The organism is Aerococcus tenax, assembly GCF_003286645.3.
Classification (GTDB): Bacteria; Bacillota; Bacilli; order Lactobacillales; family Aerococcaceae; genus Aerococcus; species Aerococcus tenax.
On sequence record NZ_CP127382.2, the window covers coordinates 790,298 to 803,743 of the forward strand.

A 13,446-nucleotide genomic window follows, 5' to 3' on the forward strand; every position below is an offset into this window, starting at 1 on the left:
TAAATGGCTAAAAAATATTTTTGGCTCAAATTAAAAAATGATTTTTTTGAGCAAAAGGAGATAAAAATGCTAAGGCGCATTGCTGGTGGTGATACCTATACCATTATTTATCTAAAAATGCTTTTGTTGAGTTTATCCAACGAGGGGAAAATTTACTATGACGGTATCGCAGAAAATATGGTATCAGAGATAGCACTTTCCATTGATGAGGATGAGGAAAATGTTCAAGTTACTTTTACCTACCTACTCAATAAAGGGCTGATAGTTTTTGGTGAAGACGAGGACGAGCTAGAACTAACCAATATTGCCTCTATGATAGGGTCTGAGAGCGATTCAGCCCGGAGAATGAGGAAGCACCGACTTAAGAAAATGTCACAAAGTGACACTTTGCCGTCACATAGTGACAAGAGAGTGACGGCACCGTTACGAGGCAGTGACGCAGAGATAGAGAAAGAGATAGATATAGAGATAGATAAAGAGCAGCAGCAGGGTAATAGTTACATAGTAGATAACTATAGTAAGCAGGGTAAAGAAACTTCAATGCCTCCTGCTGCTGGTCAAAAAGCTATTGATTATTTTCAAGACTCTTTCAATATCCAAGTAACACCTATTATGGTCCAAGAAATTCAGCACTGGGCAAAAGAGACTAGTGAGGATTTAGTTATTCTTGCCTTTAATCGATCAATTGGCACTAAGAACCCTTACCGATTTGCTAAATCCATTCTAGAGGATTGGGCAATTAAGAAGATAAAGACAGTTGAAGCAGCCAATGCTGAACAAGCTGAATTTAAGAAAAACCACTTTAAAAACTTTACTAACCAAGCAACAGAAGTTGGCCAGATCAATCCTGAATTGGGGTGGTAACGATGGGCAGTATTTCTTTTGCAAAATTTTTGGAGCAGTCAACTGATCAATGCCAAAAGCATGAAGTTAACTTGCAGCGAGTAATTGGCAGTCCTACTGGCTTTAAGTGTCCAATTTGCCAAAGAGAGGACCTAGAAGCCAGAGAGCAGGAAAGAGTAAAACAAGCCATGGCTAACTATGAAGCTTTAAGGACTACGGGGGTGCTTAAAAATAAAAGCATTGTTACTGATGACACCTTATGGACCGCTGGCTTTAAAAATTATGACCTTAAAAATGACGAGCAAAAAGCTAATTTGCGCAAGGCTATCGAGATAGCTAAGAAGTATATAGCTAATAAGGACTTCTTTAACACCATCCTAACCGGTAATGCCGGAACAGGAAAAAGCCACTTGGCTATGGCCATTCTAAAGACCGTTAATGTTAAATCTGATCCCCCTAGACAGTGTTTATTTGTAAGTTGGGACAAAGTTGTAAGAGACATTAGGACAGGCTACTTTTCCAAAGACGGTTCAGGCCTAGATGAGGGAGCAACCATTAAGCTGCTATCTGATGTTGATTTGCTAGTCATTGACGACTTAGGGGCCGAGCTAGGGCTAATAGCCACTAGTAAGGGAGCTACTGACTATGTGGCCAGAGTCCTTTATGCAGTCCTTAATGCCAGACAGTCTAAATCAACTATCTTTACCACCAACCTATCAAGTGTGGACATAGATAAAAATTATGATGCTAAAATTGCTAGCCGTATCCGAAGACGATCAGCAGACCATACGATCACATTTAGAGAGACAGAAGACCAAAGATTATATTACTAGGTTATAAAGTGAGTAGCCCTCAAGATGAGGGTAGTTGGGAGAGTATGAAAATGAAAAATAAAAAAGGAAGAGTAAATGTTTTTTGTTGGCCAGATCCTGACAAGCCAAATCTTTCAAAGGATTATGTAGGTAGGTGGCGGCTTTGGAATGGCCAAGATTGGACACATTCAATTGAGACAAAAGAAAATGCTTTATATTTTGGGGAAAAGTTTGGAGCTAAAGCGATTGGTTTTTGTACAAAAGATAAGGATGGAGAGGCGGTTTATAAGCATGTTACATACTTACATAGTCCCTGGAGAGTGTGTCCCTAAAGGCCGGCCAAGGTTTACTAGAAAAGGACATGCCTTTACACCTAAAAAGACCCGGGACTATGAAAATCTAGTCAAGTCAACATTGATTAAGGCAGGGGCTAAACCGACTGATAAAGCCGTGCAGATGGAGATTTTTGTTTTTAAAGGTCCGCTAAAGAGCTGGACTAAGAAATTACTTGCCTTAGCCCAGCAGTGGCGGCTGCTGCCCACTAAAAAGCCTGACATAGATAACTATGCTAAAGCCATCTTGGATGCCTCTAATGGTGTCTTATATAAAGATGATGGCCAGGTCGTTAAATTGACAGCAACAAAAGCTTATGCACCAAAAGCATGTGTAGTAATTAATGTTTTGGAAGTTGATCAGCTAGTTATAGATCCATGGGTAATTGACCTGGTAAACAAGAATTGGCAGGTGAAAAGCAATGAATAATGGGTATTATCGTAACGTATTGGACGCTAACGGAGTTATTTGCTCAGGACGTGATCTATATAGGTCAAGTGGGAAGTGCAAAAATCCTTTTAAAAATGTAACTATCTTGGTTTGCGAAGACGGCCGGCATGTTGTGCCAATCTTAAACCTTATTGAGTTTGACCGTGTAAAAGAATGGGATTATAAGAAAACGGTCTATCAAAATGCCTTAGCCATGCAGAAAAAATATCACCTAAGCATAGAGAGATTAGCAACCGCTTTTGGCATTTCAGAATTTGTAATGACTAAGATGCTGAGAGATGGAGAAGATTTTAAAGCTAGTGCCCGCATTTTAGCGCTTATCAAGGGTAACTTTAATTTGGAAACAGAATACTATAGGCAAGTAGTGCTTAATCATTGCCTATCTAAATCGGAGGTAAGGAAATATGATAAATAATGTTGTATTGGTGGGCTACATGTCTAGAGACCCAGAATTAAAGCATACCCAAAGTGGTAAAGCTTTTACTTATTTCACAGTGGCTTGTAACCGGCCAAAGACTCAAGATGGCCAACAGCAAGCAGACTTTATAAATTGTGTAGCTTGGAATAAAAATGCTGAAAATCTATGCCAATATTTGGGCAAGGGCTCAAAAGTAGGTGTTGAGGGAAGAATACAGACCAGAAGTTATGAAAACCAGCAAGGCCAAAAAGTTTATGTGACCGAAGTGCTGGCCAATAGAATTACTTTCTTAGACTCAAGGGAAGCTAGTCAAAGGCAAATGCCACAGCCGGCAAATACCAATGCAGCGCCATACCAAGGCTTTGATATTTCAGATGATGAAATTCCATTCTAGAAAAGGAGACTGAAAAATGTTTAACAAAATCGATAATTTAATAACCAAAGCCAAGTATATGTTTTTTACCAAGAAATTAAACCAATTGACCATGGATTTTTTTAAGCAAGCAAACATAGAAGATACTAAGGAAATGAAAAGATTAGTACAACCTTTAGGGGAACTATCTGTAAAAATAACAATGCTGGTTTTGACTGAATTGGTTAGTGAAAAAGAAAGAGACCCAATTCTTGATGCCATGCTGAAATATAGCATGGAAGCAACGGAGGAATTAGAGAATGAGTAGTAAGACATTAGGAGTTATTTATATAGCTATGGGTAAATTTGATGGAACCGATACTGTAGATACTTGTTTTATTGGGGTAATTGAGGATACAGAAGAGGGTAGGGAAAACTTATTATCAGGTTTTAGTAGTAGCATGGATGCCGTTGAAAATGATTTTCTAAAAGATTCTAAAGGAAGTTTTACCAATGGAGAAACGAACTGTATTTCATGGTTTGGAGATAATAAAGATTGTGATGGTGAACCAATTTTTTATGTTTTAGAACTCTATTCCAAAGATGAACTAATTGGAAAAGCACTAAGAGAATGTGGAGAAAAAATAGAAAAGCTATCCATGAATTTTGAGTATTCAAAAGAAAATTTTAGGTGGTGAAGTAATGAGAATAACAAAAGAACCTTTAAAGCTTAAAGTCAAGCGGTTGACCGATACCGCTAAGTTACCAGAAAAAGCCCATGCATCTGATGCTGGGCTGGATATTTTTGCTGATGAGTATATAACCATCACTAAAAGCTTTTCAGAAACCGTTTCAACAGGTATAGCAGTAGATATACCAAAGGGCTATTATGGCCGGTTAAAAGGCCGCAGTGGTCTAACCAGTAAGACTGGCCTAAGAGTCCAAGAGGGTACTATTGACAGTGGTTATACTGGTGAAATTAAAGTTATGTGCGACTTTAAAGACAATCTGACTCCTGGCCAATATACCCCCGGTTATCTAATTCGCAGAGGAGACAAGATAGCCCAATTGATCATACAGCCATTGCCTGAGATTGAAATTGAGGAAGTCGAGGAATTGGCCGATTATGAGCGGGGTGCTGGTGGTTTTGGAAGCACAGGAAATTAGGAGGGATAGAAATGACACAAGAAGAATTAAGAGAACTTGTTGAAGAAATGATTGGCTAGGAGGTTAGGACATGGGAGCAATTCAAATTACTGAAAATATTAGAGTCCGCAGAAAAGACAAGCTCAATGTGGTGGTGGAGATTTTACAGACTGTTACCAATCCCAAGACTAAAGAGCGGCGGACTGAATGGGTAGAAAATGGCTTTTATCGTAACCTGAGGCAAGCCCTACAAGGTTTACGCACTAAAGATGGGTTAATACCTTACGAGGACCTAAAAACGGTTGAGGAATATCTAAGGGCCCTTAAAACGCAAGATCAAATTATAGCTAAAGTATGGGAGGAAAATGCTGATGTCGTTTAATAAGTTAAAGGATCCGATGTTCTGGTTCTACCTGCTTACAGCTGTCTATCTTATTGCAATAATTTGGGGAATAATCTTAGATCAAGTTAAGCCGCTAGAAGTCACTGGCCAGCCTGAATTGGTTGGCCAGTATGACATTACAGGCAGTGGACAAGTTAAGCGGACATTACAAATCTATAGGATCAAGACCAATAGGGGCGAAGAATTAGTAAGCACTGAATGGAGGGATAGCGATGGAAGAAACAAAGATTAAGCCAGAATACTACCGTCAAGATGTGGATGGGCCAGATGTCATTGATGTGATTGATATGCTAGGCATAGAGGATGGCTATGTAGGCTTTATGATTGGCAACGTCTTGAAGTACCTGGTCAGATTTCCTTTTAAGGGTGGCCTGGAGGACTTACTAAAGGCTAGGGAATATCTAGATCGCCTGATTGCCAGAGAAAAGAGGGTCCGTTATGGGTCTGATTAGTGTAGCTATCTTAGGACTAAGTGCTGTTTATTTGGTAGATCGTATGACTAAATACTAACTGTTTGGGGGACTGGCTATGTGGAGATTACCAAAAAGAGATGAGATAGATAAGTACGCTACCATAAATAAAGTCGAGTCCCTACTGGAAGAATATCCAAGGCTTTGCCGGGTGGCTGGGGTCAAGGTTCAGCAATCATTAACAGCTAACTACAATAGTGTAGCAGTATCTCATAGCACTACTAATACCAATGAGGAAAGCATAATCAATGCTATTGGCGCTAGAAAGGAGATCCAAGACATTGATTATGCTTTATCATTGCTTAATGATACAAACCGAAAGATATTAGAATATAAATATAAATATGGGTATGGTGATCGCTTTGCCTATAGTCGATTAGCTATTAGCGAGTCCACCTATTATCGCTATTTAATCAAGGCTAAGATAGAGTTTGCAGAAGCTTACTGTAATGGCGTACTACTAGTTAAAGATGGAGCAAGAGGTATAGGAGGAATCTGACAGTACCCTGCCTGATGAATCCACCTATTATGGTATAAGGGAAATCAAAAAGACCTCCCCCCTACTGTCAATTGCCAGTGCAGTAGTAAAGAATGAATGGCCACCTACCATGGGTGGCTTTTATTATATCCAGGAGGGATAACACTATGGCCAAGGCTAATCGTAGAGCAGATAGGCAAGGCGCTCACCGTGTACAGTTTGAGCGCAACCGCAAGAGAGTCTTAGCTACTCAAAGAACTTGCGGGATATGTGGCAAGCCAGTTGACGTAAGACTAAAGCAAGGTAATCCTTTAGCGCCAGTTGTTGACCACATAATTCCAATAGCTAAAGGTGGTCATCCAAGTGACATTAACAACCTACAGCTAGCGCATTGGACTTGTAACAGAATGAAATCAGATAAATTGTTTAAGAATGAGACAGAGCCTAAAGTGTTAGGAAATCGCAATTTACCGCAATCTAAGGACTGGAGTAAATACCGGCCAGCTCAGTAGGGGGGATACCACCCCCACCCCGTGGCCGGCCGGACTTCAGCCGTCTATTGCACATATTTTTTCATGAAAAGGAATGAAAGCAAGGAGTTGATCACATGGATAATCGAGGGATGGACTACCTCAAGCGTAAATTGGCCATATTTAGTGTAGGCGCAAAGAAAAAGTACGATTATTACGATTCAGAAGCGGCACCATATAACCGCAGCCCCCTAATGCCTGATGCTTTATTGGGGCGATATAACTCGGTTATTGGCTGGTGCTCAAAAGCAGTAGATGCCTTGGCAGATCGCCTGGTATTCCGGGAGTTTAGCAATGATGTCTTTGAGCTGAATGAAATTTTTGAGCTTAACAGCTCAGATATTTTCTATGATTCCGCCATTTTGTCCGCCTTGATCACGTCTTGCTGTTTTGTCTATGTGTCGATCGATAGCGAGGGCACACCTAAGCTACAAGTCATTGAGGGCACAGACGCTACTGGGATTATTGACCCGGTCACTGGCTTGCTTACCGAGGGCTATGCCGTGCTGGATCGTGATGAGATGGGCCAAGCCACACAAGAGGCTTACTTTAAAGCTGGCCAAACCATTTACTATAAGAACGGCAAAGAGGTGGATACTATCGCCACTCATGCTCCCTATGCTGCTTTGGTGCCTATCATCCATAGGCCTGATGCTAAGCGGCCTTTTGGGCGATCTAGGATAACTAAGGGCTGTATTTACTATCAAAATTATGCCCGGAGAACCCTAGAGCGGTCAGACATTTCAGCGGAATTTTATTCATTTCCGCAAAAGTACGTCACTGGGCTAAGCCAAGATACTGAGTTTATGGACTCTTGGAAAGCAGCTATTTCATCTATGCTGATTTTTCAAAAAGACGATGATGGGGATTCTCCTAAGTTAGGTTCGTTCCCTCAACAGTCCATGACACCATACCTGGAGCAGTTAAGAGCCGCAGCTAGTGGCTTTGCTGGAGAGTCCGGCTTAACTCTTGATGACTTAGGTTTTCCAAGTGATAACCCATCTAGTGCAGAGGCAATTAAAGCCAGCCATGAAACCTTGAGAGTTACCGCTAGAAAAGCACAACGCTGTTTTGGTAGTGGCTTCTTAAATGTTGGCTATATCGCTTGTTGCATGAGGGATAAATACCCATATCGCAGAGCAGCATTTTATAAATGCAAGCCAAAATGGGAGCCAGTCTTTGAGGCTGATGCTACAACCATGTCACTAGTGGGTGATGGAGCAATCAAGATTAACCAAGCTATCCCTGGTTACATGGATAAAGAAACTATTAGGGATCTAACCGGATTGGAGGGCGGCAATGGAGCAGGATATAACCCCCAAGCTTTGGGAGGCAATTCAGAGGGACTTTCAACGGCTTCTAAAGGAAGTCAAGCCGGGCAAGAGCTATAAAGATGCTGATGATTATGCAGATATTGTTGGCCAGGCAATGGCCAAGGCTTTTCATGACAATGCTGTTAACCTCCCCAACGATAAGATGTACTTTAATATAGCTGACAGACTTATAAGGGCCGCTATGAGCCGAAACTATGAGCTGGTGGCTAATTATACTGCCGACACTCAAACAGCCCTGAACAAGACCTCAGGATTAAATTTTAAGGGGTTAGCTGCTGACCTAGATGAGGATAAGGTTAAGAACCTGGTGGAAGTCGCTTGTGGGGCTGACGAGTATGCAACTGTAGCCCCCAAGGTAGAAAATGCCATGACTAGCTTTAGCCGGTCAGTGGTATCAGATACCCTTGAAAAGAATGTCAGTTTCCATCACAAGTTAGGCTTGCGGCCTAAAATTGTGCGAAAGCTAGGCGCTGGGACAGGCAAAAAGCGGTCCAATTCAAGGTGTGACTTTTGTAAAGAGCGTGTGGGGACTTTTGATTATAATAAGGACACTATAGACAAAGAAATCTTTAGAAGACATGCCCACTGTAACTGTACTTTGGAGTATTACCCGGGGGACGGTAAGAAGCAGAACCCATGGGAAGCCAAGAAAAAATGGGAAAAAGTTACTGAAAAAGATTTATCTTTTATCAAAGAGCAAGAAAAAGAAGCCCAAAATGCTAATAAGAAATTGCAATCTTTAGCCTATAGTAAGGCTTTAGAGCTTGGTTATTCACCTTTATCTCCTGGTGAGGTCGTCCCAATACTTAGAGAAGATGCCAAGGAGTGGCTGAATAAGCTAACGGCGGAGGAAAAGCGGGCTATCACAAAGTACACATTTAATGGCAAAGATCCTGATGGCCTAAGGCTGTTTGAAAAAATTAATGGATATTTGGACGGCTATTATAAGCCGGTCAACAGCAAAGAAGAAAAGACATTACTAAAATATGCAGGTTTAATAGAAAAGGGTTTATTGAGATATAACTTACAAAGGGATATAATTGTTTATAGGAAAGATTTTTATACTAGTGCATTAGAAAAGCCTATAGACAAATTCTTGAGTACCTCAATTAGTACTAAAGGTGTTTTAACCGGTAAACCTAATATTGCAATTATCGTTCCTAAAGGGACTAATGGGGGATATGTTGAATTATTAAGTCAAGAGAAATTTAAAAGGCAGCGAGAATTTTTATTTAATACAGACCTGGAGTTAGAAAAGTTAAAAGAAGATGGTCTGTATATCGTAAAAAGGAAGTGATAGAAATGACAGAAGATGTTAATAAACTTACAGATGAAGAAGTTGGTGCAATTATTCAAGCTAGATATAATGCTGAGAGCCGTAGACCAGAAACGGATGAGCAGCGTAGGTTGGCCGCAGAGCGTAAAAAGAAGCTTAAAGAGACCGTAAGAATGTTGCAACAGCAAGAATAGTAGACCACCGCAGATGTGAACGGTGGTTTTTTACGCCCATAATCGTGTGTTAATCGTGCGAAAATCAATAGGAAACCTGATATATCAACATTAAATCGTGAGTAAATCGTGCGAAGTCGCTAATAAGCGGCTTTTTTTATTTTGTCTTAAAAGGAGCGATGACATGACTAGATTAGGCAATCCAAGGCCTACAAGGTCAGTCATTTTGCCATATAAAAAGAGTAAATTCCAAGAAGCCATTGACTTATACGAAAAGAGCGGGAGGAAAGCTCAGCAGTGGCAAATTGACATGATGCAAGACATTATGGCCGTTAATGAAGACGGCTTATGGACACATGCAAAATTTGGCTATTCCTTGCCCCGGCGGAATGGTAAGAATGAGCTTGTGGTAATGAGGGAATTGTGGGGACTAGTGAACGGTGAAGAGATGATGCACACCGCTCACAGAATTTCAGCCTCCCATAGTGCCTGGGAAAAGCTTTGTTTTATGTTGGATAAGGCCGGTATAGAATACCGTTCTATCAGAGCTAAGGGGCAAGAATTAGTAGAATTGCCAGGCGGTGGCCGTGTACAATTTCGGACCAGGACTAGCAACGGTGGGCTTGGTGAGGGTGTAGACCTGATGATCATTGACGAGGCCCAAGAATATACTGATGATCAGGAATCATCTTTAAAATATGTTGTATCTTCTTCTAAAAACCCGCAAACAATCTTATTAGGTACACCACCTACAGCAGTATCAGCTGGTACAGTTTTCCCGGGGTTTCGTAAAGCGGTACTTAGTGGGGATAGCCCTGATAATGGCTGGGCTGAGTGGGGTGTAGACGAGGAAAAAGACCCACATGACGTAGAAGCTTGGTACTTTACCAACCCATCCTTAGGCACCATTCTGACGGAAAGAATTATCAGAAGTGAAATTGGCCCGGACACGGACGACTTTAACATTCAGCGGCTGGGTTTGTGGATCTCTTACAATCAGAAATCAGAAATTAGCGCCGAGGAATGGGAGAGATTGCGGGTTAAGCGCCTGCCTAAGCTTACAGGGAAGATGTTTGTAGGTATTAAATATGGCAATGATGGGGCTAATGTAGCCATGAGCATTGCTATTAAGACCTCCCGGGGAAAAGTTTTTGTTGAGACCATTGACTGCCGTTCAGTGCGGGCAGGAAATGACTGGATCCTTGCTTTTCTTACTGCTGCCAAGCCTGAAAAGGTGGTTATTGATGGCGCTAGTGGTCAGGGGTTATTGGCCAGAGAAATGAAAGATGAGCGCTTAAAAGCTCCTATATTACCCACTGTTAAGGAGATCATCCATGCCAATGCCGACTGGGAGCAAGGTATTTACCAGGAAAGCATACAGCATAAAGGACAACCATCCCTGGTACAGATCGTGACCAATTGCGAAAAGCGAAACATTGGATCTGCTGGGGGCTTTGGTTATAAGTCACAGTTTGAGGATATGGACGTTGCTTTAATGGACTCTTGCATATTGGCCCACTGGGCATGTGTAGAAACTAAACCAGCTAAAAAGCAAAAAGTATGGTATTAAATTTATTTTTGACCTGAGTACGTCATTAAACTGCTCTTTTTTCGTTCGCCAAAAGCGTTATTTTGGCTATCAATCGTGGCCGCTACCACGTAAAAAGCGTAGAGAGGAAGATGTATAATGAACCGCAAATTTTTGGAGGATTTAGGACTAGAAAAGACAGCAGTTGATAGCATTATGGCTGAATATGGTAAGTCAATTAACACTTATAAGGACCAAGAAGCCGAGCTAGAGGCGCTGAAAGAGCAAAACAAAGTCCTGGAGCAAGCCAGCCAAGACGCAAGTAATAAATACACTCAACTGGAGAGCAGCTTGCAGGAAAAACAAGCATCCATTGATGATTTAACTAAGCAACTGGATGGCGCTAACCTACAAAATTTACGAGTACAGGCAGCCCTTGACAATGGCTTGCCTTACACTTTTGCAGACCGGTTAAAAGGTTCAGATGAGGAAAGTTTAAAGGCAGATGCAAAATCTTTTGCTGAGCTTTACAACAATAAGCCAAACCCTGAACCACCAATGAAGTCAACAGAGCCTAATAATGGGAGTGTTAACCCTTATGCTCAGATGGCAGACAATTTAATTAATTCCATTGCAGATTAGAAAAGGAGACTGATAACATGGCAAATACAACAACCGACTTAGCTTTAGATCCACAATTACTAACTGACTTATTAAGCAAAGTTAAAGGATCTAGTGCTTTAGTACAATTATCAAATCAAACACCAATCCCTTTTAATGGGACTAAAGAATATACATTTAACCTTGACCGTGAAATCGATGTCGTAGCTGAAGCGGGTAAGAAGACTGAGGGGGGCATGTCCTTTGAACCTATCACAATCAAGCCTATCAAGGTAGAATATGGGGCACGTTTCTCAGATGAATTTCTATATGCTACACAAGAAGCCCGCATTAATTTCTTACAAGCCTTTAATGATGGTTTTGCTAAGAAGTTAGCTAAAGGTATCGATTTAATGGCTATCCTTGGTATTAACCCACGGACTGGAGCAACAGCAACAGAAACCATTGCTAATAATTATTTTGCTACTAAGGTAACTAAGAATGTAGATTACAAAAAAGGTGATGATCCTGATGAAGCTATTGCAACTGCCATTGGAAAAATCCAAGAAGATGATGAGTTCCCAAGCGGGTTAATCTTAGGCCGGACTTTAGCATCTGATTTATCACAAGTAACCGTAGACAAAGCAGGAAAAGGGGTTAAGCGGTATCCTGAATTAGCGTGGGGCGCAAATCCTGGCAGTTTAAACGGTATTTCTACCCAAATTAACAATAACCTAGCTTATGGCACGTCTAATAAACTGGCGTTACTTGGGGACTTCAAGGGAGGCTTTAAATGGGGCTATACCAAACAAATTCCACTGGAAATCATTAAATATGGGGACCCTGACAACAGCGGCCGGGACCTTAAAGGGTATAACCAAGTTTATATCCGTGCTGAGGCATATCTTGGATGGGGTATTCTTGACCCTAAAGCCTTTGCCTTTGTGTCACAATCCTCAACAGCATCTTAGTTTAGGCGGTGATTAGATGAGCAAAGCTTTTGCTACCGTAGATGATGTGACTAAACTTTTTAGAGAATTAACCATGGAAGAGTCTGAACGTGCGGAGGCTTTGCTGCCAGTTGTTTCAGACTCTTTGCGGGTTGAAGCTAAAAAGGTAGATCGCAATCTTGACGAGATGGCCAAAGATGAGGCTTATGCCAATGTCTTGAAGTCAGTAACCGTAGATGTAGTGGCCAGAACGCTAATGACCTCTACAGACCAGGAGCCAATGACTCAGACCACAGAATCAGCTATAGGCTATTCTTGGTCCGGGTCTTTTTTAGTTCCGGGCGGAGGTTTGTTTATTAAAAATGCTGAGCTGGCCAGGTTAGGACTCAGGCGGCAAAGATGGGGGGCTTTTGATATTTATGGGACACATTAAAGGGGTGCCAGTTGTATTAATTACCCAAGTGGCCAATGGGGTAGATCCTTTTGGCCAACCCATTTACGAAGAAAAAGAGATTGTAGTGGACAATGTATTAATTGCCCCAACTCTAAGCCAAGATGTCCTTAATCAGTTAAACATTACTGGTGATAAGGCAGTCTATACTTTAGCAATTCCAAAAGGGGACCAAAACCAGTGGCAAAACCAAAAAGTTAAGTTTTTTGGTAAGACCTGGCGAGTGATTGGAATGCCTTTAGAGGGCATTGAAAGCATGATCCCCTTAGATTGGAATAAAAAAGTGATGGTGGAAGCCTATGGGTAAGTTTAAATTTAAGCTTAATAAATCTGGCGTTAGGGAGCTGATGCAGTCGGGAAACATGCAAGGTATTTTAAGTGAGCATGCTAACCAGGTGGCCAAAGTGGCCAACAGCAGTAAGGGCGGTTATGAGGTCAGCAGCTATATTGGCCGGAACCGTGCTAATGTCAGTGTCTATGCTAAAACTGTTAGAGCAAAAAGAGACAACTCTAAAAACAACACTTTATTAAAAGCGCTAGGAAGTGCTAAGAAATGATTGAATTAGTAATTAAAAACCAGCTTGAAAAAGCTTTGTCAGCCCCAGCCTACCTGGAATATCCAAATTCTAAGCAAGCTGGGGCTTTTATTGTTTTTGAAAAAACTGGCAGCCAAAAAAGGAACAGGCTAGTCAGCGGCACTTTTGCTTTTCAGAGTTATGCAGACAGTCTATATAAAGCGGCTGAATTAAATAACCTTGTAAAAAAAGCAGTAGAGGACCTGGAGTGGCTACCTGAAATTGCCAGTGTAAAGCTAAGCAGCGATTACAATTTTACAGACACAGAAATGAAGAAATACCGCTATCAAGCGGTTTTTGAAATTAAATATTACGAGGAGTGAG

24 protein-coding genes are annotated in these 13,446 nt (G+C 41.3%); all 24 read left to right on the forward strand.

The features are described from left to right. Positions 1 to 3: 3 nt before the first annotated feature. The 24 genes from DBT50_RS03785 to DBT50_RS03900 all read left to right on the forward strand — a co-directional run bounded on the left by DBT50_RS03785 (position 4) and on the right by DBT50_RS03900 (position 13,445). Positions 4 to 864 (forward strand): phage replisome organizer N-terminal domain-containing protein, encoded by an 861-nt coding sequence (locus DBT50_RS03785; RefSeq protein WP_111853306.1) that lies wholly within the window; start codon positions 4 to 6, stop codon positions 862 to 864. Positions 865 to 866: 2 nt separating this feature from the next. After that, positions 867 to 1,676 carry an ATP-binding protein gene (locus DBT50_RS03790; protein WP_111853307.1) on the forward strand — a complete coding sequence of 270 codons (810 nt, stop codon included), beginning with the start codon at positions 867 to 869 and terminating at the stop codon, positions 1,674 to 1,676. Between the two features lie 50 nt (positions 1,677 to 1,726). Next, complete coding sequence (locus DBT50_RS03795; protein WP_181566098.1) at positions 1,727 to 1,987, forward strand: hypothetical protein; 261 nt, start codon at positions 1,727 to 1,729, stop codon at positions 1,985 to 1,987. After that, positions 1,947 to 2,417, forward strand: coding sequence for a RusA family crossover junction endodeoxyribonuclease (locus tag DBT50_RS03800; protein ID WP_181566099.1), 471 nt, complete (start codon positions 1,947 to 1,949; stop codon positions 2,415 to 2,417). The genes DBT50_RS03795 and DBT50_RS03800 overlap by 41 nt, the downstream gene beginning before the upstream one ends. Beyond that, positions 2,410 to 2,853 (forward strand): hypothetical protein, encoded by a 444-nt coding sequence (locus DBT50_RS03805; RefSeq protein WP_111853309.1) that lies wholly within the window; start codon positions 2,410 to 2,412, stop codon positions 2,851 to 2,853. The genes DBT50_RS03800 and DBT50_RS03805 overlap by 8 nt, the downstream gene beginning before the upstream one ends. Continuing rightward, positions 2,843 to 3,250, forward strand: a complete 408-nt coding sequence (locus DBT50_RS03810; protein WP_111853310.1) for a single-stranded DNA-binding protein — start codon at positions 2,843 to 2,845, stop codon at positions 3,248 to 3,250. The genes DBT50_RS03805 and DBT50_RS03810 overlap by 11 nt, the downstream gene beginning before the upstream one ends. Before the next feature lie 16 nt (positions 3,251 to 3,266). Beyond that, a complete protein-coding gene (locus DBT50_RS03815; RefSeq protein WP_111853311.1) occupies positions 3,267 to 3,536 on the forward strand; it encodes a hypothetical protein in 270 nt (89 codons plus the stop codon). Next, positions 3,529 to 3,906, forward strand: coding sequence for a hypothetical protein (locus DBT50_RS03820; protein ID WP_111853312.1), 378 nt, complete (start codon positions 3,529 to 3,531; stop codon positions 3,904 to 3,906). Before DBT50_RS03815 ends, DBT50_RS03820 begins: the two co-directional genes overlap by 8 nt. 4 nt (positions 3,907 to 3,910) lie before the next feature. Next, complete coding sequence (gene dut / locus DBT50_RS03825; RefSeq protein ID WP_111853313.1) at positions 3,911 to 4,375, forward strand: dUTP diphosphatase; 465 nt, start codon at positions 3,911 to 3,913, stop codon at positions 4,373 to 4,375. 70 nt (positions 4,376 to 4,445) lie between these two features. Then, complete coding sequence (locus DBT50_RS03830; protein WP_111853314.1) at positions 4,446 to 4,736, forward strand: hypothetical protein; 291 nt, start codon at positions 4,446 to 4,448, stop codon at positions 4,734 to 4,736. After that, positions 4,720 to 4,989, forward strand: coding sequence for a hypothetical protein (locus tag DBT50_RS03835; protein ID WP_318602873.1), 270 nt, complete (start codon positions 4,720 to 4,722; stop codon positions 4,987 to 4,989). Before DBT50_RS03830 ends, DBT50_RS03835 begins: the two co-directional genes overlap by 17 nt. Next, complete coding sequence (locus tag DBT50_RS03840; protein WP_111853316.1) at positions 4,970 to 5,209, forward strand: DUF3310 domain-containing protein; 240 nt, start codon at positions 4,970 to 4,972, stop codon at positions 5,207 to 5,209. The genes DBT50_RS03835 and DBT50_RS03840 overlap by 20 nt, the downstream gene beginning before the upstream one ends. Before the next feature lie 76 nt (positions 5,210 to 5,285). Next, positions 5,286 to 5,726: an ArpU family phage packaging/lysis transcriptional regulator gene (locus tag DBT50_RS03845; RefSeq protein WP_111853317.1), complete on the forward strand. Its 441-nt coding sequence runs from the start codon at positions 5,286 to 5,288 to the stop codon at positions 5,724 to 5,726. 146 nt (positions 5,727 to 5,872) lie between these two features. Next, on the forward strand, positions 5,873 to 6,217 hold the full coding sequence (locus tag DBT50_RS03850) for an HNH endonuclease signature motif containing protein (RefSeq protein ID WP_111853318.1): 345 nt from the start codon (positions 5,873 to 5,875) through the stop codon (positions 6,215 to 6,217). A gap of 95 nt (positions 6,218 to 6,312) precedes the next feature. Beyond that, positions 6,313 to 7,626 (forward strand): phage portal protein, encoded by a 1,314-nt coding sequence (locus tag DBT50_RS03855; protein WP_111853319.1) that lies wholly within the window; start codon positions 6,313 to 6,315, stop codon positions 7,624 to 7,626. Then, positions 7,535 to 8,866 (forward strand): ADP-ribosyltransferase, encoded by a 1,332-nt coding sequence (locus tag DBT50_RS03860; RefSeq protein WP_258113529.1) that lies wholly within the window; start codon positions 7,535 to 7,537, stop codon positions 8,864 to 8,866. Before DBT50_RS03855 ends, DBT50_RS03860 begins: the two co-directional genes overlap by 92 nt. Positions 8,867 to 8,871: 5 nt before the next feature. Then, positions 8,872 to 9,039 carry a hypothetical protein gene (locus DBT50_RS03865; protein WP_181566100.1) on the forward strand — a complete coding sequence of 56 codons (168 nt, stop codon included), beginning with the start codon at positions 8,872 to 8,874 and terminating at the stop codon, positions 9,037 to 9,039. A gap of 163 nt (positions 9,040 to 9,202) precedes the next feature. Then, positions 9,203 to 10,588, forward strand: a complete 1,386-nt coding sequence (locus DBT50_RS03870) for a terminase (RefSeq protein ID WP_111853320.1) — start codon at positions 9,203 to 9,205, stop codon at positions 10,586 to 10,588. Between the two features lie 117 nt (positions 10,589 to 10,705). Further along, the gene (locus DBT50_RS03875; RefSeq protein ID WP_111853321.1) at positions 10,706 to 11,188 is read left to right on the forward strand and encodes a capsid assembly scaffolding protein Gp46 family protein; all 483 of its coding nucleotides are present in this window, start codon (positions 10,706 to 10,708) and stop codon (positions 11,186 to 11,188) included. 17 nt (positions 11,189 to 11,205) lie between these two features. Continuing rightward, complete coding sequence (locus tag DBT50_RS03880; protein ID WP_111853322.1) at positions 11,206 to 12,117, forward strand: phage major capsid protein; 912 nt, start codon at positions 11,206 to 11,208, stop codon at positions 12,115 to 12,117. A gap of 16 nt (positions 12,118 to 12,133) precedes the next feature. Next, complete coding sequence (locus DBT50_RS03885; RefSeq protein WP_111853323.1) at positions 12,134 to 12,529, forward strand: phage Gp19/Gp15/Gp42 family protein; 396 nt, start codon at positions 12,134 to 12,136, stop codon at positions 12,527 to 12,529. Beyond that, positions 12,516 to 12,854, forward strand: coding sequence for a hypothetical protein (locus tag DBT50_RS03890; RefSeq protein ID WP_111853324.1), 339 nt, complete (start codon positions 12,516 to 12,518; stop codon positions 12,852 to 12,854). Before DBT50_RS03885 ends, DBT50_RS03890 begins: the two co-directional genes overlap by 14 nt. Further along, complete coding sequence (locus DBT50_RS03895; RefSeq protein ID WP_111853325.1) at positions 12,847 to 13,104, forward strand: hypothetical protein; 258 nt, start codon at positions 12,847 to 12,849, stop codon at positions 13,102 to 13,104. The genes DBT50_RS03890 and DBT50_RS03895 overlap by 8 nt, the downstream gene beginning before the upstream one ends. After that, positions 13,101 to 13,445: a hypothetical protein gene (locus DBT50_RS03900; protein ID WP_111853326.1), complete on the forward strand. Its 345-nt coding sequence runs from the start codon at positions 13,101 to 13,103 to the stop codon at positions 13,443 to 13,445. Before DBT50_RS03895 ends, DBT50_RS03900 begins: the two co-directional genes overlap by 4 nt. Position 13,446 lies beyond the last annotated feature (1 nt).